This window comes from Bradyrhizobium jicamae (genome assembly GCF_001440395.1).
In the GTDB taxonomy this organism is placed as follows: domain Bacteria; phylum Pseudomonadota; class Alphaproteobacteria; order Rhizobiales; family Xanthobacteraceae; genus Bradyrhizobium; species Bradyrhizobium jicamae.
On sequence record NZ_LLXZ01000171.1, the window covers coordinates 33,635 to 51,823 of the forward strand.

Genomic DNA, 18,189 nt, shown 5'->3' on the forward strand with positions numbered 1-18,189 from the left:
CTTTGCTGCTCCTGGCGGAGCTGCGGAGACGGTGCGAAGGAAATCCGCATTTCTACGGCCTTTCGCAAGGCGGAAACGGCTTCTGAACTTTCAATCCTGCGGAAAGGCCCGGCGCGATAAGGCTCTCCGACCGATTCCACAATATTCCGATTTGCTATTTCGTACAAAGCGCGAGAAGGAAACCAGTCGACATCAGATCTCCGCGTGCCCACCGTCAAGCGACGCATAGGTCGGCAGACGGTGGGCACGTCGCTTGCGCTCCTTTGCCCACCCTACGGCTCCGCAGATTTACTCCGCCGCCAATTGTCTGGGCGCGGGCGGCGGGTTGGCGAGGTCGGCGGTGAGTTGGGCGTGGCGGGCTTTGGCGTCCACGACTGCCTTCTCCTTGACCGGGCCGTAGCCTCTGACACGGTCGGGCAGGTTCAGGAGTTCGACGGCGGTGTCGTGCGTCACCTGTGACAACAGGCCGAGCGCGGTGTCGACATCCTTCTCGTAACTCCCGATCAGCTCGCGCTCGAGCTTGCGGTCCGCCGAGTAGCCGAACACGTCCAGCGGCGTGCCGCGCAGGAAGCGCGCCTTTGCCATCGTCCGGAACACGGGCAACATCCATGCGCCGAAGGCGCGCTTCTTCGGGCGGCCCAGCGCGTCCTTGCCGCCGCCGAGGATCGGGGGCGCGAGATTGAAGTTGAACTTGAAGTCGCCTTCGAACTGGTCGCGGAGCTGCTGTTCGAACTTGCCATCCGTGAACAGCCGGGCCACTTCGTACTCGTCCTTGTAAGCGAGCAGCTTTGCGTAGTTGACCGCCACCGCGCGCGGCAGCGCATCGCCGTAGCCGCCCCTGGTCGCGGCATCGCGCACCCGATCGACCAGCTTGCGGTAACGCTTGGCAAGCCGCGCGCTCTGGTAATCGGTCAGCATGCCCATGCGATGGGTGATAATCTCGTCGAGCGTCATCGCATCCAGCGTCTTTGCCGGAACGACCGCATCATGATCCTTCATCATCTCCTTGAACCGCGCCGGGTCAGCCGCGGCGAGCCGGCCGAGCTGGAAGGCCTGCGTGTTCATCTTGATGGAGACGCCGTTGACCTCGATCGCCTGCTCGATCGCTTTCGCCGAGAGTGGCAGCAAGCCGCGCTGATAGCCGTAGCCGAGCATCATGACGTTGGTGGCGATTGAATCGCCGAGCAGCGCTTCTGCCGGCGTGGTGAAATCGAAGAACGAAGAGTCCTTGCGAAGCTCCGTCTCCAGCACTGAATTGAGCTTGCGGCTCTGGAAGTTGAAGTCGCGGTTGAGGATGAAGTCCGCGGTCGGAATGACGTGGCTGTTGATGACGCCGACGGTACGAGTGGATTCGCACAGCGTAACCATGTCCTTCGACACCGCTACCACCTCGTCGGCGGCCATCACGAGATCGGCGGTGCCGGTGACGATGCGCGAACAGGTGACGTCGGCGGTGTGTTCCGACAGCCGGACGTGGCTGAGCACCGCGCCGCCCTTTTGCGCCAGGCCCGACATGTCGAGGATCATGCTGGCCTTGCCTTCGATATGGGCGGCCATGCCGAGCAGCGCGCCGATCGTCAAGACACCGGTGCCGCCGACGCCGCCGACGGCGATGTTGTAGGGCCGCTCCAGCGATGGGAACGAGGCCGGCTCCGGCAGATCGCCGATATCCCCGAGGCTGGCGGGCGCACGGCGGCGCGGCTTGCCGCCGTCGATCGTGACGAAGGACGGGCAGAAGCCCTTGAGGCAGGAATAATCCTTGTTGCAGGTCGACTGGTTGATGGTGCGCTTGCGGCCCAGCTCGGTTTCCAGCGGCTCGACCGAAATGCAGTTCGACTGCACCGAACAATCGCCGCAGCCTTCGCAGACGGCCGGATTGATCATGACGCGGCGCGCCGGGTCTTCCATCAGGCCGCGCTTGCGGCGGCGACGCTTTTCGGCGGCGCAGGTCTGCACGAAGACGATCGCCGAGGTGCCCTTCAGGGTACGGCAGGTCTTCATGACGTCCTGCAGCTCGTCGCGATGCGCGGTCTTGACGCCGGGCGCGATCTCGGACGCCGGATAGGCGCCGGGGTTTTCCGAGACCAGGTAGATGTTGCGGATGCCTTCGGCGTGAAGCTGGAAGGTGATCTGCTGCGGCGACAATTCGCCGTCGACATGCTGGCCGCCGGTCATCGCGGTCGCGTCGTTATAGAGGATCTTGTAGGTGATGTTGGCGCCCGAGGCGATCGCCTGCCGGATCGCGAGGCTGCCGGAATGGAAATAGGTGCCGTCGCCGAGATTGGCGAACACGTGCTCTTCCTTGGTGAAGGGTGCGACGCCGACCCACGGCACGCCCTCGCCTCCCATATGGGTGTAGGTCTCGGTATTGCGGTCCATCCACAGCGCCATGAAGTGGCAGCCGATGCCGGCAAAGGCGCGGCTGCCTTCCGGCACCTTGGTCGAGGTGTTGTGCGGGCAGCCGGAGCAGAAATACGGGGTGCGGGTGACGGGGGCGACCGCCTGCATCTGGGTCGCCTGTCGGCCATTGAACCAGTCGGCCTTGGCGCGGAGCATCGCGGCGATTTCGGGATTGAGATTAAGTCGAAGCAGGCGTTCGGTCAGCGAGCTCGCCAGCGAGGCGACGGAAAGCTCGGCAGCGAAGGTGAGAAAGCGTTTGTCGTGGTCGTCCATCTTGCCGACGATGCGCGGGCGGACGTCGTCGCGCCAGTTGAACAGCTCCTGCTTGACCTGGTTCTCGACGATCTCGCGGCGTTCCTCGATGATGAAGATCTCCTCGAGGCCGACGGCGAAGTTGCGGACGCCTTCCGGCTCCAGCGGCCAGGGCATGCCGATCTTGTAAAGTCGAAGCCCGATCTTGGCGGCGACCTCCTCGGTGATGCCGAGCTCGCGCAGCGCCTGACGGATGTCCTCGTAGCTCTTGCCTGATGCCATGATGCCGTAGCGGGCGTTCGGCGAATCCATGGTGATGCGGTTGATCTTGTTGGCGCGGGCAAACGCAATCGCGGCATAGCCCTTGTAGTCCTGCAGGCGCAGGTCCTGCAGATAGCGATCGTCAGGCCAGCGCAGATTGAGGCCGCCGGGCGGCATCTCGAAATCGGTCGGGATCGCGAACGGGGTCATTTCGTCGGTGAGGTCGATCTCGGCGGTGGTCTCCACCGTCTCGGTGATCACCTTCATGCCGACCCAGCAGCCGGAGTAGCGCGACATCGCGATACCCAGAAGGCCCATCTCGATCATTTCATGGATGCTGGAGGGATAGAGATACGGCATCAGCGCGGAGATGAAGGCGTGATCGGACTGATGCGGGACGGTCGAGGACTTTGCGCCATGATCGTCGCCGGCAAGGACGAGCACGCCGCCGTTTTTCGCCGAGCCCGCGGTATTGCCGTGCCGGAACACGTCGCCGCAGCGGTCGACGCCGGGGCCCTTGCCATACCAGATGCCGACCACGCCATCATATTTGGCGCCGGGCGAAAGGTTGAGCTGCTGCGAGCCCCAGATGGCGGTCGCCGCGAGGTCCTCGTTCACGCCGGGCTGGAACTTGATGTTGTACTGGTCGAGATGCTTGCGGGCGGCGAAGAGCTGCTGGTCGTAGCCGCCGAGCGGCGAGCCGCGGTAGCCGGAGATGAAGCCGGCGGTGTTGAGCCCCGCGGCGCGGTCGCGGCGGATCTGCGCCATCGGCAGGCGGACCAGCGCCTGGATGCCGGTCAGGAAGATGTGGCCGGTGCCTTGCGTATATTTCTGGTCGAGACTGATCGGACCTTGGTTGATTCCCATTGCAGCCCTCTTTGCCAGCCGGTGGAGCCTTGTTCGGAACGACTGTTTTTAGCTAGTCATCTGAACTCATTAGAACCAGTCTATGTCGGATTTTTCCGCCCGCGCAGCACAAATCTCGCCGCTTGGGCCCCCGCTTCAAAGATCGCAATTTCGTGCCGGGAATAACGCCGGCGCATTTCGGTTTGTGTCGTCCGGAAGCCCCGGCGCGAAATGGCATGACGTCCCTCCTCTGTCCGCTTTCGCGCTATAACGCCTGAGAAGGCCAGAGGGTGCAGGGACCACGCCTGACATGCGGACGATTCTCGCCGGGATTCTTTTGTGCACTGCGCTCGCGGGCGGCGACGTCCATGCCCAGCCCAAGGTCGAGCCGGCGCCCGAGGACATCGCGCGCGGCAAGGCGCTGACGGAGGCCGGCGACTGCGCAAGCTGCCACACCGCCGATCCCGCAAAACCGTTCGCCGGGGGAAAACGGATCGATACGCCGTTCGGCGGCATCTATTCGCCGAACCTGACGCCGGATCGCGAGACCGGATTGGGGGCGTGGAGCGATGACGATTTCTACCGCGCGCTACGGTTCGGCGTGGCGCGCGACGGTTCGCGTTATTACCCGGCGTTCCCCTATCCGAATTTCACGAAACTGACGCGGCAGGACATTTTTGCAATCCGCGCCTATCTGGCGACGCTGACGCCGGTGCGCGGCGAGCCGCGCGCACCCGAGCTGCGCTTTCCGTTCAATTACCGCTTCGTGATGCGCGGCTGGAACTGGCTGTTCTTCAAGCCCGGCATCCTGATGCCGGACCAGCAGAAGAGCGCGGAATGGAATCGCGGCCGCTATCTGGTCGAGGGCGTCGCGCATTGCGGCGCGTGCCACACGCCGAAGAACGTGTTTGGCGCGGACAGGCGTGGGCAGGCTTACGGCGGCGGGCGCGTCGCCGGCATGTTCGCGCCGCGGCTGGATGCTGCCGAGCGTAGCGGCCTGAAATCCTGGAGCGTGGAAGATATCACCGAGTATCTGCAGAGCGGCCGCAACGCCAAAAGCCATGCGGGCCAGGTCATGTCGGAGGTCGTGGTCAATTCGACCTCTGTCATGAGCGATGCCGATGTGCGCGCCATCGCGATCTACCTGAAGGACCTGCCGGCGGGCGCGCCGGAGCCGAAGGTCACCCCGCCCTCGCCTGCGCAAATGGCCGCGGGCGAAAAGCTCTATAACGGCGCCTGCATCGCCTGCCATGAAGAGGATGGATCAAGCGCGCCGCGGATCTACCCGCCGCTGCCCGGTAACGCCAATCTGCAATCGGCCGACGCCTTGAGCACGCTGCGCATCATCCTCGACGGCGCCGAAACGGTGACGACGCCGCGCGCGCCCAACAAGGGATCGATGCCGGCCTATGCCGCGAAGATGACCGACCAGGAGATCGCCGACGTGACCAACTACATCCGCAATGCCTGGGGCAATGCGGCGCCGCTGGTGACGGCGGATCAGGTGGCGAAAGCGCGGCGCGCGAAATAGCTGCTCACCGCTGCTCGCCATTGAACACGAATTTCGGCATCTCCCATTTGTAGCGGATGGCGAGCAGGCGCAGCGTCAGGCCGAGCACGAAGGTCAGCACGGTCCAGAGCTGGGGATTGAGGTTGAGCCCGAAGGCGGTGGCGTAGAACAGGCCGGTCACGATGGAGACGCTGGCGTAAAGCTCGGCGCGAAACAGCAGCGGCACGTCGTTGCAGAGGATGTCGCGCAGCACGCCGCCGGCGCATCCGGTGATCATGCCCGACACGATCACGATCGGTAGCGAGGCGTTCATCTGCCAGGCGACATCACAGCCGGCCATCGTGAACACGACCAAGCCGATCGCATCGAGCACCAGAAACGCCGCGTTGAGCCGGTGCACGTGCCGCGCGATCAGAATGGTGACGAAGGCCGCGATCCCGGTCAGCGCCAGGTAAGACGGGTTCTTCACCCACACCAGCGGATAATGCCCGAGCAGCACGTCGCGGATGGTGCCGCCGCCGAGTGCGGTAATGCAGCCGAGCATGCACACGCCGGCCCAATCCATGCTGCGCCGGCCCGCCGCAAGTGCTGCGGTCATCGCCTGCGCGGTGAGCGCCACATAGGTCAAGAGTTGAAGGACGGTATCGCCGGGCGGCAGGCTCCACATGGCAAACCTCTCATTCGGAACCGGAGGGAATCAGCGGTTCCAACATTACAGCGTTGCAACTTTGGCGCGGAACATCCGGCCGTGCCAGCCATTGTCTTTCCGCTTAGCAGGGATGCTTACGGAGGAACCCATTCATGCAACCCAATCCAAACGATCCCTACCGCGCTGGTCTGAGCGATGAGGAAATCCGCCGTCAGGCCCGCTTCAACAGTCTCGACAACGAGTTGCAGCCCGACCCCGCGCTGGCCGAGGGTTCGCCCAGCGGCGCCAAGGTCGCGATGTTTGCGGTCGCGATCGCCGTCGTGCTCGGCGCGCTGTTCTATGGTCTGAACAACACCACCGTGAACCAGGCCGGCACCACGCCGCCCAATCAGACCGCGCAGACAACCCCGGCCAATCCCGCAGCGCCTCCGGGCATGCGTGACGTAACGCCGAAGGCCAACACCGAACCCGGCACGACCACGGGCGCCGCGACCAGTCGCCCGACGCCGCCGGCGCAGAACCCGACGGGCACCGAGGTCGATCGCGCCAAGCAGTAACGGGTGATCCTTTGATCAACGCGCAGCGGGCCATCAGGCCCGCTGCTTTTTTCTGCTCCAGGCGCGGACTCATCAGTACGTTGCAAAATTCGCATCGAGGCTCGGCTTCGGCCGCTTTCGAGAAATATCGTGCTCTAGCGTGGGGCTTCCGGCTTCTTGCCGCGTCCGAGCGCGAATTGACCGACCGGGCCCTCTACATGGAATTCGAGTCCCGTCATTCTTGCGAACAGATCGATATTGCCAGTACCGATCGCGCAGCCACCAAGGCCCATATCGGTCGCCGCCAGGTAGAACGTCTGGATCAGGCTGCCGACATTCTTCAGGATCAGCGAGTACGCGATTGAGCTGTATTTCCAGGAGATCCGCCCAAAACGCGCTGATATCGTGATCAGGATCTGCGGCGGACCTGACGCGTCCATGGCAAATTCGGCTGCCGCCGAAAGCGCCTGGAGTTGCTGCGCGGGGACCTCGATCTCCACTAGCGCGTGGCCGCCCGCGTCGTAGTGGTAAAGTCCGCGTGCAAGCCCCTCGCAATTCGAGACTGCCAGATACAATTCCAGCTCATACGCGCTGCCCGCCGATGGATAGGGTCTTGTGCTGTAGGTGATCTCAGCACTGCCTTCGAAACTTGCGTCGCTCTTCCATTCCGACAGGACGCGAGCTGTGGTGTCGAGAAAGCGCGCAAGTTCGGCGAGCGTGACCGGGTTCTCGTCATCGAAATCCCGGACTGAATGGCGTTCGCGCAACAGCTTTGTGAAGGGCGAGATCGGATCCGAGGCAGGCAATTTCCGCAGGTCGATCTTCTTACCGGGCCAGGGCGGACGCACCGCGGGCGGCGGTGAAACGACGCTTGCATAGGCGAAGGTGCTGCCAACCGGATCGGCGTGTCGGCCCTCCGTGCTCCGCGTATGAAACACGAGATCATGGAAATCCCAGAGAACGAGATTGCCGTCGCCTTCATTCACCCGAAGGCCGTCGCCGCTTTTCGCATTGAGCTTGAGTAGGAACCGGCTATCCAGCAGCAGTTCCAGCAGATCAAGGTTGAAGGCGGCCGCGTCGCGGCGAAGCCTGCTGATCTTGTGAGGCCGCGACAGCGCCGCGAGGGTGGCCGCAATGGCGGGATCGCCAATTCGAAACAGTGCGCCGGCGCGCGGCGATTCGAGCACCATCTCGTTGCCGCGCCGGCGCAGATAGGTAAAGCGCGACAGAACGATGGTGTCGCTCTCGCCGAGCTTTGCGCGTTGCGGCCAGTATTCGGGGCCCTGGGGTTCGATGACCACGAGGTCCCCCTCGTCGCGCGGAAAGGACAGGCGGTATTCGACAAGCCCGTGCCGCGCCAGTCGATGCGCCAGGACATCGACTTCCCTCGCGATGGCGCTCTTGCCGGCAAAGGACGCGAGCGGCAGGCCGTCGGTCAGACTCCGCGCACGGTCCATCGCGGCCGGGCTGAGATGTCCCAGATTGACAAAATAGCCGTCCACGGAGGCGGCGATGCTTCCGTCCGCCTGCATCTGAAGGGAGAGATGACCGTTCAATCTGATGGTGATGACGGGCGCGATCTTCCTGGTCGGCTTTTTCCCGGGAGCGCGCACGAAAGACCCTTTCAGGTGTGCGGCAGGAACGGAGTGAGTTCGCTCTCCGGCCGCGGTCGATCCAACAATCCAAGCTTCAGCGGAACATCGTAAAGCCGGCCCGGTGCGAAGCGGCGGTAGAAATGCCGCAGGCCTGGAACGAGCACCCGAACGACTGGGACCTCAACGTCGGGCCGCGTCTGGTCGAGCACGAGGAAATCGTAACCTGCCTGGGTCGCGATTTCGACACAGGCATTCACCTGATCGCGCGTGTTGTCGTGAACCTTGAGATCGGGAGCCGGCGGAACGACCGGATTGTCACTTGGAATCAAGAACGGATAATCCTCCAGGCGCAGCGGCTTGACACCGTCAAGCGACGGCTTCTCTCCGCTGCCGCCGCCCATCATGCCGATCGACATGAACTGGGTCAGCTCGGTCAGCGAACGCAGCAGGGCCAGGCGGCGATCGAAATGCGCGCCGGAACCGAACTCGATGTTCTCGTGACCATTCTGCATCCAGTGCATCACCGCCACGTAAGTGGGAATGCCGAGATCGCTGGTGACGTCGAGCACCCACAGGCGGCGTCCGGCCTCGGCAAACCGGGTTTGCAGATCCCGGACATAGGAATCGTCGAATTGCTTGAGGTCGACCTCGGCACGCTGCACCCGGTTGTACCACCAGATGGCGTAGGCATCGCGCTCGACCAGTTCGAGGAAGCCCTGAACGATGGCTTCCTCGCGGGTGTTGCCGGCCGCGCAACCGTTGGAGTCCGTATGGAAGCCGCCATAGAAGAAGTAGAGCAGACCGGTCGGAAGATATTTGAAACGCCTGTCGCGCAACGACCAGACCGGCGACCACTCGGTCCTCATCGAGGGATCGAGCGGCTCAGGAACCGGATGTGAATCGTCCGGCTGCTGGTCATATCTGTTTTGAAACTGCGTTTCGCTGAAAAGCTGGACGTCATTCGGGTGAATGGCGTCGCCGGGCGCGAAATCGGTAAAGCGGCGTGCCGTCCTGATCTCGTCACCCTGGAAAATCCCCGAATAGCGCTCGATCGCCTCCATCAGCGCGCTGGCCTCGCCCTGCTCGGCCGTGGAGCCCTTGCCGAAGCTGCCGCCGCTCAGTCCAGACCTGAGCTGATCGACGCTCTGGGCCGGCGCAGAGAAATTGTGGTAGGCGAAAAAATTGGTGTTCATCGGCAGATCGACTTCGATCCGCTCGAGCCGCGAAACCACGCCGGTCAGCGGGCTTACATGCTTGCGGAAGCGCGCCACGGTGGCCCGCGACGTCACGGTGCGATATCCACCGCTGGTCATGATGAGCTTGCTGCCTTCGGCGATCTCGATCGACGTCGCCGCCCGACGTGGATTCTGCAGCTTCTTGCTTCCGCAGGTCTGACATTGCGGGCGCCGTGCGACAAAGTGCTTGGCGATGACCGCGCCGGTCAGGTCGAGGCTTGCAATATGATCGCGCAGATCGGTGCGAAAGCCTGAGGCAATCGCTTTGGTGATTTCGACGGCGGCGAAGTGGATTGCGGTCTGTCCGACGGTGTCGCTGACCAGGGGCGATACGGCGACCGCCTGCGCCGGTCCGCGGTCGAGAAACCCCTTGATTTCCCGATTGCGGATCATGCGATCGAAAAGACAGTTCCAGCAGGCGCTCTCGCCCGGCTTGAACACGGGGCCCACCAGCGGAAACACGCCGGACGGCTGCACCAGCAGCCAGGGCGCCTTGTCGGCCACGCGTCCCCGGTTCATCTCGGCCAGCCGCCGGTCAAGATAGTCGTTCACCAGCGTGATCGTGAGTTTGGGCGAACGCTTGGCGATCTGAACGCCGAGTTTGCTCAAGGCCGCGGAAAGTTCTTTGGCACCTTTGACATCGATCGCTTCGACCCGCACGGGGCAATCGCGGAGATTCTGCTCCGCGATCTCGGGAGGCAGGCCGAGGCTCGCCCAATATCCAGCGACGGCGCCATCGAACGCGTGCGATGCACCTGCAGCGACGTATCGGCGCTCTAACAGTCGCTTGATCGCTTCCTCGATCTTGTCGGCGGGAAAACTCTTCGACAGCTGGCGAACGATCTCTGGCGCAGACTTTCCATTTTTTCCGATCGCCGTTGCCACCGCACAATACAGCTCGCCGTGCAGGAAGAACTTTCGGTTCTCGGAATAGAGGCAGACCACATCGGGGGGGAGTACATAGGCGGTAAAGTTCGGCGCGAATCGCAAAATGTCCTTGCGGGTCTTGCTCGCAACGGGGCTCTTGCGATTGACTGTCATCACACTCGCTTGTCACCGGCAGGCTGCCCGCGCTGGCAGGCGAACGTCACAACGAAAACAAGATACTGGCCGGGTCAATCGAACCCGGCCAATGAAATCGTGGCGTGTCGGCACAAGATCAGGAAGCGCCGCCGCCTAGCACCAGCGGCACCGGCCCCAAGATGCACAGCAACCCGCACATCCTATGCCTATGCCTATGCCTGGCAAGCCTATCCAACCAACGCCGCAGCCACCGCAGCCACCACAGCCGCCACAGCCGACGCCGCATCGGCAGGCTCTGCATCCACAGCCTCCGCAGCCGCGACAACCACCGCATCCTCGGAAGCCACCGCATCCCCGCATGCCACCACATCCGCGGCAGCCACCGCATCCGCGCTGGGCCAGCAGCACGCCGCCAAGTACACTTTCTTCGTCGTCGAAGAGATGGAAGGTAGCAAGGCTGACGTCGGCAATTTCCTCTTCACCGAGCGTGATCATCGTGCCAGGAGCGAAATTCCGCCCCTGCTGAACGTCACCGGTTGGTATGGCCGATGCCGATGCGCCTCCTGCTAGGGAAAAAGTTAATCCGGCGGCTCCCAGCGCCGGTATTGCGGTTCTGGTTACTCGCTTCCTTTTCGAAGCTTGCTTCACCCGCGGCATGGTCGCATCCTCCGATGTTGCAAGAAGGATCTCCGTGGGCGTGATCCTACGCTGACCAAATAAGGCAGGCAAGATTCATGCACACACGAAAACGTAATGACGCTCGTTCAGATTGCATTCATGTTCATGAACGCCGTCGCCGCATTTTCGTTCATTTGTAACACGGTCCGCGCCCGCAGCGATTGCAACGCGTGCGACTTGGTGCAGTGCGCAATCGTCTCCCGGCTTGAATGGAGAATTGGTTTGGTCAGTCAACTCGGACGCTTCGCCTGGTATGAGCTCCTCACCACGGACGTTGCGGCAGCAGGCGCCTTTTATGGCAAGGTCGTCGGCTGGGATGCGAAGGATGTGTCGACTCCGGAACTGGCCTATACGTTGCTTACTGCCGGCGACGTTCCGGTAGGTGGGCTGATGGATCTCCCGGAAGAGGGCCGGCGATTAGGGGCAACTCCGAGATGGGTCGGCTACGTCGCAGTCGATGACATGGATGCGACGGCCACACAGATCAGGCGTCGTGGAGGCGCGGTCTTGCTGCCGCCAACGGATAGCAATATCGGCCGGGTTTCAGTGGTCGCCGATCCGCAAAAGGCAACCTTTGCGCTGGTCAGCGGACTGACCTATGGCCAAGGGCAACCCAGCGGATTGGACGAGCTGGGGCGCGTGGGCTGGCATGAATTGCTGGCTGAAGACCGGAACAAGATCTTTGATTTTTACGGCGGGCTTTTTGGCTGGCAGAAGGCCGACGGTGAAACCGATCCGGCAGACCTGTATCAATTGTTTTCGGCGGCCGGGCAGACGATCGGTGGCATGCTCACCAAGCAGCCGAGCGTGTCGCAATCGTGTTGGCTCCATTACTTCAATGTCGACGATATCGGGAAGGCCGCCAAGAGCGTCAATAATGGTGGAGGTCGGGTCCTCCAGGGTCCGACTGAATTGCCTGATGGTTGCTGGATCGCGCGATGTGCCGATCCTCAAGGCGCACTATTTGCGCTGCAGGGTGCTCGAGGTCCGCAAGACACCGAGCAACCCTCCGCCTCGGAGGTCGCTTGGTCCGCCAAGTGGGGTGGCATTACCTCACAGGGCAGGATGATGCTGCCAAAGCCGAAGCGCTAAGCCAGAGGGCTCGCAAGTGGCAATGCTTTAGCTGAACATCTTGTTGAGTTCGCCGCCGGAATAGCCGTTGGCGAATTCGCCGAACGTGCCCTGCTCCGCCATCTCCTTTGACGCCTTCATGAAGCCGGCCCACGCCATCCGCGCCAGCGACGCGCCGATGCTGATGCGCCGCACGCCGAGAGCGGAAGCTTCCTTCAGCGAGGGACCGGTGCCGACCAGGAGATTGACGGGTTTTGGCTGCACCGCCTTCACCACGGCCGAAATCTCTTCCGCCGTCGAAATGCCAGGTGCATAGAGGCAGTCGGCGCCGGCGTCGGCATAGGCAGTCAGCCGGTCGATCACGAGATTGAGGTCCTTCTGCCCGCGCAAGAACGCCTCGCAGCGGCCGGTGAGCAGGACGCCGCTGTTGTCGGCATCGATCGCCTGCCGCGCCGCCTTGATGCGGTCGACGGCCAGCGCACGGTCGAACAGCGGTTTTGCGCTATCGCCGGTATAGTCCTCGATCGACAGGCCGGCGACGCCGGTCTTCACCGCGCGCGCGACATTGACGGCGACCTTGTCCGGCTCGTGCGCAAAGCCGTCCTCGAAGTCGGCATTGACGGGAATATCGACCGCCGCGCAGATCGCCGTGAGGTGATCGCAGACGTCGTCCACGGTAACGCGGTTGTCGGCCTTGCCGAGTGTCCAGGCGAAGCCGGCGCTGGTGGAAGCCAGCGCCTTGAAACCGAGATGCTGCAGCGCCTTCGCGCTGCCGACGTCAAAGGGATTGGGGATGATGAAGCATCCGCTCTCGTGCAATTTCTTGAATGCGGCGCGTTTGTCAGCAGATGTCAGCATAGGTCGCTCCCCTGAATATTTTGTTGGCGCCGCGTAGATAGGAACGCGACACCGATTCCGCCAGACGTCTCACGCGACGACCTGGCGCAGGAATGTCCGCTCCTCCGCGAGGATGAACCGGTTTTCCTCGGCGAAATTGAAATTCGCCATGCCTTCGCTGTCCGCGCGCAGCCGCGCCCGGTAGCTTTCATAGGCAGCAAGACTCTCGAACGAGATCAGCGCAAAGGCGATGTTGTTGGTGCCCTCGTGCGGCATCCAGTAGCCGAGGAGATCGCCGCCGCATTTCGGGATGATGGTGAGCCAGTTTTTCGAGTACTGCTCGAACAGGGCACGCTTGAAGGGATCGAGCTGGTAGCGGATGAAGACGGTGACGGTCATGGTGTTCTCCAATGTTTGAAGCCGTCATTGCGAGCGCAGCGAAGCGATCCATTCCTCAGCGTGTGGCGCGATGGATTGCTTCGCTGCGCTCGCAATGACGGAGCTAGTTTCCGAGACCGGACAATACCCGCTTGCCCTACCACAATGCTTCGGCTATCATCGAATTATGAAAGCAGGTCCCGACATCGCCATGGTCGCCTCTCTCGTCGGCGATCCCGCGCGCGCCAACATGCTGACCGCGCTGATGGACGGCCGTGCACTCACCGCGAGCGAACTGGCGCACCAGGCCGGCATCACGCCGCAGACTGCGAGCTCGCATCTCGCCAAGCTCGAGGCCGGCGGGCTGATCGAGCCGGAGAAGCAGGGCCGTCACCGCTATTATCGCCTCACCGGGTCTGACGTCGCTCACGTGCTCGAGGGACTGGCGGGCCTGGCGGAGCGCGCCGGCCATACCCGCGTGCGCACCGGGCCGAAAGAGCCGGCGCTGCGGCGGGCGCGGATCTGCTACGATCATCTCGCCGGCGATCTCGGCGTGCAGATGCTCGACAGCCTGCGCAAGCAAAGACTGGTCCGGCAAACCAAGCAGGCCATCGAACTCACCGGCGAAGGCAAGCGATTCATGGCGGAGGCGCTGCAGATCGATACCGAAGCGCTGGCGCATCCGCGCCGCCCGGTGTGCAAAGCCTGTCTCGACTGGAGCGAGCGCCGCCATCACCTCGCCGGCACGCTTGGGGCTGCGGTAATGAGCCGGTTCACCGAATTGAACTGGGCGGCGCGTGACGCGACGCCTGGCAGCCGCGTGGTGAATTTCACCCGCACCGGCGAAAAGCGCTTTGCCGCGTTGTTCGGAAGCGAGCAGGCCTAGCCGGAGACGCTTGAACTTTTCCGACGGAAACGCCGACCAAGCGTTACCAGCGTTTCCGACGAGATTTTCATGAACCGTTTAATTCGAACCATTGCCGCCGCGACGCTGCTCGCGTGCTACGCCCTGCCCATACAGGCAGAAGAGCTGCCCAGATTCAGCGATCACAAGGTCAAGGTCTACACCGGCAAACGCGCCAAGCCGCGGCTTGACCATGAATTCTGGCGCGACCGCAGCGAATCCTATCGCTCGGCGATCAGAGACGACAAGATCAACGCTGGCGGGCGCTTCATTGTCGTCATCCTGCCGTGTGGCACCGAATGCCAGGCTCCGACCTTCCTCGACGTCCGCACCGGGCGGATCACGCAATTCTTCACCGTAACCGATTGGGGCGACGTATCAGACGAGTTCGAGCCCGTGATCAGCCGCGCCGACAGCCGTCTGATCTTATTCCGCGGCCTGCGCAACGAGAAAGGCGTCAACGGCAACCACTATTACCTGATCGACGACCGCGGCGAGCTCAAGCACCTGCACTCGACAGACACTGGCGGTGATTTCAAAGGCGCGTTCAAGGCCGAGTGAGGACGGCAGGCAGGCCCGCCGGCCCTTATCGTGAATTTCGGATATTGCTGGCCGGATGGGTCCGATCTAGAGTCGTGTCATGAAGGACACGGTTACAGAAGACACGATTACAGAAGCGGTCAGGCAGCAGTACGAAACGTATAGCTATCCGCCGCCAATCGAGGACGGCGAGAAATTCCTGAAGAAGTGGGGACCGCTGACCTGCGACCCCAGATTTGCAGGCATTCAACTGTGGCCGGAGGGCCGGCCTCGGCAAGAGCTGCGCATATTATGCGCCGGTTGCGGCTCCTCCCAGGCGGCGCTGATCGCCCTGAACAACCCCGACTGTACTGTCCTCGGTATCGACCTTTCCGAGACCAGCCTCGCGCATTCGAACCGCCTTCGCGATCGACACGGCCTCGCCAACCTTGAACTTCGGCAAATGAGCCTGCTTGATGTCGGCGAGTTAGATCGCTCTTTTGACCTGATCATTTGCACCGGCGTTCTTCATCACCTTCCCGATCCGGACGCCGGACTGAAGGCGCTTGCAGATGTGCTCGATCCATCCGGCAGCATGGCCATCATGCTTTACGGGAAGGCGGGGCGCGCCGGCGTGTATCTGGTCCAGGATATCCTGCGGCGACTTGGAGCCGGCCGGAATGCCGAGGGCGTCAGGATTGCCCGTGAACTTCTAAAGGTTGTCCCATCGAAACATTATCTGATCTCGCCGACCGGCAAACTGCCCCATGATCTTGCCCACGATGCTGGCATCGTGGACATGCTGCTTCATCCGCAAGATCGAGCCTACGCGGTGCCGGAGATCATGGAATTCGTCGAAGCGGCCGGGCTGGTTTTCTTCGGTTGGAAAGACAACGCCCTCTACTGCGCCGATCGGTATCTCGGCGGAGAGATGCTGGAAAGGGTTTTGGCGCTCCCGGCCGCGGAGCAGTGGTCCGTCATCGATAATCTCACCGCGCTGAATGACAGGCATGATTTCTTCGTCAGGAAGCCGCACAGCGCGCGCTTCCTGACGCGTTTCGATACGGATGATTTTCTGTCATATGTCCCGCACATTCGAGCCGGCGTCCGATTAGCTGGTGACGTCAACTCATTGGTCTTGGCGCGTCCTGCGCCTCAGGGGGAAGTCGCCATCCCGATATCGCGGGCGGAAGCGCTCATGCTGGAGCAGGTCGACGGAAAAAAGCGCATATCGGAAATTCTGTCCCACGCCATCTTCACGGGATCCGAGCCCGAACAACGGACGAGTTTCGCGCGCACCGTTTGCGAGCGCATGTGGCGATCGGGGCATGTCCTGTTTAGCCGGTCCGGCCCTTAAGCTCCATTTCAGCTCTTACCGAGATAGGCGACGGTTTCGATCTCCACCAAGACTTCCGGTTTCGCAAGCGATCGCACTTCTACAAGCGTGGAGGCAGGAAAGTCTCCGGTGAAGAACTCGCGGCGTGCTCGCCAGACCTCGGTGTTTTTCTGGATATCGACGACGTAGATCGTCATCTTTACCAGGTCGTCCATCGTTCCCCCGGCCGCTTTGATGATGCGATCAATACGTGAAAATATTTGCTTGGCTTGTTCGTACTCATCTTTTCCAACTATTTCGGTGCCGCCCTCGAAGGGCCGTGCGACTTGGCCGGAGATGTACAGCATGTCGCCGGCGCGTATGGCGTTTGACCAGAGACCGGGGCCGGCCTCAGCTACGTCGGGGACGGACAGCTTTGTCCTTGGCATTGCATTCTCCCTATGAATTGTCTCGGATGCGTTTTGCTATTGGTCTATCACAAGTGCAGGCACCTGGCTCATGCTCTCGCCAAAACGTGAAACGGATGGTCTTTACATCGCCTGAGGTCAGCATCAATACGCCCCTGTCTTACAGGAGTGTTTGAGATGCGAAGGATGTGCGTCGGCACGGTAGCAGCCGCCTTGGCCGTGATTGCGTTATTGCCTGCGGCCTCGGCAGAAGCCGAACGACCCGCCGCGCGCGAGCCCTACGGCATCGCGCTCGAGGGCTTTGCCTATCCCTACCCCGTCCATCTGCTGCCGCTGGTGAACGACGGCGAGCAGGTGCGGATGGCATATATGGATGTCGCGCCGGCGCAGCCGAACGGGCGCAGCGTGGTGCTGCTGCACGGCCGCAACTTTCCATCGAGCTATTGGGCGCCGGTCATCAAGACCCTGGGCGATGCCGGCTATCGCGTCATCGTTCCCGATCAGATCGGCTTTGGAAAGTCGTCGAAGCCGCAGGGCGATCTGCATTTCGATACGCTGGCGCGCAACACCATGGCGCTGCTCGATCATCTCGGGATCGCCAAGGCCGACATCGTGGCCCATTCGCTCGGCGGCATGCTCGGTGTGCGGATCGCGCGCGCCTATCCTGACAGGATCGCGCATCTGGTGCTGACGGCGCCGATTGGCCTCGAGGATTACCGGCTCTACGTGCCGCCGACGGCGGCGGAGAAGATTCTGGAAAACGAAGACAAGTTGACGGCCGAAGGCTATCGCAAACAGCTCGAGACCAATTACGCGTTGAAGCTGCCGCCCGAACAAGTCACGCCGTTCATCGATGCGCGCTTCAACATCAAGGGCAGCGCCGAATATCAGCGCTGGCTGCGCGCCTTCGTCAGCTCGGCGCAGATGATCTACCGCGAGCCGGTCGTGCACGAGATTCCTCTGATCACCCAACCGACGCTGTTCGTGATGGGCGCCGACGACCACAACGCGCCGGGCCGAGCCAATGCGCCGGAGGCGCTGCGCGCGAAGATGGGCCAGAATGCCGAGCTGGCCAAGGCGCTCGCCGCCCGGATGGGACGCGGCCGGACCGAGGTGATCCCGAACACCGGACATCTGGTCTTTCTGGAAGCGCCGGGCAAATATAACGAGCTGGTGCTCGGATTCCTGGCCGCCCCGTAGCATCGGGGAACATTCATGTTCCATTCAGGTCTCGGAACTAAGTTTCGTTCCGTGCCGCCTTGCGGCCGAAAACGGGAGAAAACATGAAATACCTCTTCGCAGCAGTTTTGGCCCTGGGCACCGTTGCCAGCTTCAGCGCGGCGGAAGCCGCGGGCGGATGCGGCCCCGGCTGGCATCGTGGCCCCTACGGCGGCTGCCAGCCCAATCGCCGGGCCGTTGTGGTTCGTCCTGCCCCGATCGTCGTGGCGCCGGCTCCGGTCGTCGTGGTTCGGCCTGGCCGCGTGTGCCCCTACGGCACCGTGTGGCGTTATGGCCGCTGCCGCGCTTATTGATTATTTTCAAAGCACAACAACAAAAGCCCCGCTCGCGCGGGGCTTTTTTATTGCTTCTCTAAATGCTCATTGGCAGCAGCTTACCAGTAGTAACGGCGCCGGCGCCAGTAGCGGCGACGCCAGCGACGGCGGCGGCGATGCCAGCCCCAATACCGGCGGCGCCAACGACGCCGGCGCCAGCCCCAGCGACGGCGCCCCCAGCCCCAACGCCTTCGGCCCC

The 18,189-nt window shown here is 62.5% G+C and carries 16 protein-coding genes; 9 read left to right on the forward strand and 7 right to left on the reverse strand.

All coding sequences use genetic code 11. The features are described 5' to 3' along the window. Positions 1–288: 288 nt before the first annotated feature. On the reverse strand, positions 289–3,780 hold the full coding sequence (locus CQ12_RS28930; protein WP_057838694.1) for an indolepyruvate ferredoxin oxidoreductase family protein: 3,492 nt from the start codon (positions 3,778–3,780) through the stop codon (positions 289–291). 289 nt (positions 3,781–4,069) lie between these two features. On the opposite strand from CQ12_RS28930, the gene CQ12_RS28935 reads away from it, so the two are divergent. Next, entirely contained in the window at positions 4,070–5,290 is a 1,221-nt protein-coding gene (locus CQ12_RS28935) for a cytochrome c (protein WP_057838695.1), read from the forward strand. Positions 5,291–5,294: 4 nt separating this feature from the next. On the opposite strand, the gene CQ12_RS28940 is transcribed toward CQ12_RS28935, so the two are convergent. Next, a complete protein-coding gene (locus tag CQ12_RS28940; protein WP_057838696.1) occupies positions 5,295–5,936 on the reverse strand; it encodes a trimeric intracellular cation channel family protein in 642 nt (213 codons plus the stop codon). A gap of 134 nt (positions 5,937–6,070) precedes the next feature. Between CQ12_RS28940 and CQ12_RS28945 the strand changes: the two genes are divergently transcribed. Beyond that, positions 6,071–6,475, forward strand: coding sequence for a superantigen-like protein SSL4 (locus CQ12_RS28945; RefSeq protein WP_057838697.1), 405 nt, complete (start codon positions 6,071–6,073; stop codon positions 6,473–6,475). Positions 6,476–6,609: 134 nt separating this feature from the next. Here the strand turns inward: CQ12_RS28945 and CQ12_RS28950 are convergent, their stop codons facing one another. Both CQ12_RS28950 and CQ12_RS28955 read right to left on the reverse strand, forming a co-directional pair. Then, positions 6,610–7,986 (reverse strand): SagB/ThcOx family dehydrogenase, encoded by a 1,377-nt coding sequence (locus CQ12_RS28950; protein ID WP_057838698.1) that lies wholly within the window; start codon positions 7,984–7,986, stop codon positions 6,610–6,612. 92 nt (positions 7,987–8,078) lie between these two features. Next, entirely contained in the window at positions 8,079–10,325 is a 2,247-nt protein-coding gene (locus CQ12_RS28955; RefSeq protein WP_057838699.1) for a TOMM precursor leader peptide-binding protein, read from the reverse strand. A 735-nt stretch (positions 10,326–11,060) separates the two neighbouring features. On the opposite strand from CQ12_RS28955, the gene CQ12_RS28965 reads away from it, so the two are divergent. Beyond that, a complete protein-coding gene (locus CQ12_RS28965) occupies positions 11,061–12,077 on the forward strand; it encodes a VOC family protein (protein ID WP_245310220.1) in 1,017 nt (338 codons plus the stop codon). Positions 12,078–12,104: 27 nt separating this feature from the next. Here the strand turns inward: CQ12_RS28965 and CQ12_RS28970 are convergent, their stop codons facing one another. Both CQ12_RS28970 and CQ12_RS28975 read right to left on the reverse strand, forming a co-directional pair. Then, positions 12,105–12,914 carry an isocitrate lyase/PEP mutase family protein gene (locus tag CQ12_RS28970; protein WP_057838701.1) on the reverse strand — a complete coding sequence of 270 codons (810 nt, stop codon included), beginning with the start codon at positions 12,912–12,914 and terminating at the stop codon, positions 12,105–12,107. Positions 12,915–12,983: 69 nt separating this feature from the next. Beyond that, positions 12,984–13,292 carry an NIPSNAP family protein gene (locus tag CQ12_RS28975; protein WP_057838714.1) on the reverse strand — a complete coding sequence of 103 codons (309 nt, stop codon included), beginning with the start codon at positions 13,290–13,292 and terminating at the stop codon, positions 12,984–12,986. A 166-nt stretch (positions 13,293–13,458) separates the two neighbouring features. Here CQ12_RS28975 and CQ12_RS28980 point away from each other — a divergent pair, with 166 nt between their 5' ends. From CQ12_RS28980 to CQ12_RS28990, 3 genes are all read left to right on the forward strand, one after another. Next, entirely contained in the window at positions 13,459–14,157 is a 699-nt protein-coding gene (locus tag CQ12_RS28980; protein WP_057838702.1) for an ArsR/SmtB family transcription factor, read from the forward strand. A 69-nt stretch (positions 14,158–14,226) separates the two neighbouring features. Continuing rightward, positions 14,227–14,736, forward strand: a complete 510-nt coding sequence (locus tag CQ12_RS28985; protein WP_057838703.1) for a hypothetical protein — start codon at positions 14,227–14,229, stop codon at positions 14,734–14,736. Positions 14,737–14,815: 79 nt separating this feature from the next. Beyond that, the gene (locus CQ12_RS28990) at positions 14,816–16,051 is read left to right on the forward strand and encodes a class I SAM-dependent methyltransferase (protein ID WP_057838704.1); all 1,236 of its coding nucleotides are present in this window, start codon (positions 14,816–14,818) and stop codon (positions 16,049–16,051) included. Positions 16,052–16,059: 8 nt separating this feature from the next. Here CQ12_RS28990 and CQ12_RS28995 read toward each other — a convergent pair whose 3' ends face one another. Beyond that, complete coding sequence (locus CQ12_RS28995) at positions 16,060–16,458, reverse strand: RidA family protein (RefSeq protein ID WP_057838705.1); 399 nt, start codon at positions 16,456–16,458, stop codon at positions 16,060–16,062. 156 nt (positions 16,459–16,614) lie between these two features. Between CQ12_RS28995 and CQ12_RS29000 the strand changes: the two genes are divergently transcribed. The 3 genes from CQ12_RS29000 to CQ12_RS44305 form a co-directional block, all read left to right on the forward strand. Next, entirely contained in the window at positions 16,615–17,637 is a 1,023-nt protein-coding gene (locus CQ12_RS29000; protein ID WP_157088558.1) for an alpha/beta fold hydrolase, read from the forward strand. An 83-nt stretch (positions 17,638–17,720) separates the two neighbouring features. After that, positions 17,721–17,969 carry a GCG_CRPN prefix-to-repeats domain-containing protein gene (locus CQ12_RS47800; protein ID WP_057838707.1) on the forward strand — a complete coding sequence of 83 codons (249 nt, stop codon included), beginning with the start codon at positions 17,721–17,723 and terminating at the stop codon, positions 17,967–17,969. Then, on the forward strand, positions 17,947–18,189 hold a 243-nt coding region (locus CQ12_RS44305; RefSeq protein WP_198164283.1), incomplete at its 3' end, for a hypothetical protein. The genes CQ12_RS47800 and CQ12_RS44305, both read left to right, overlap by 23 nt.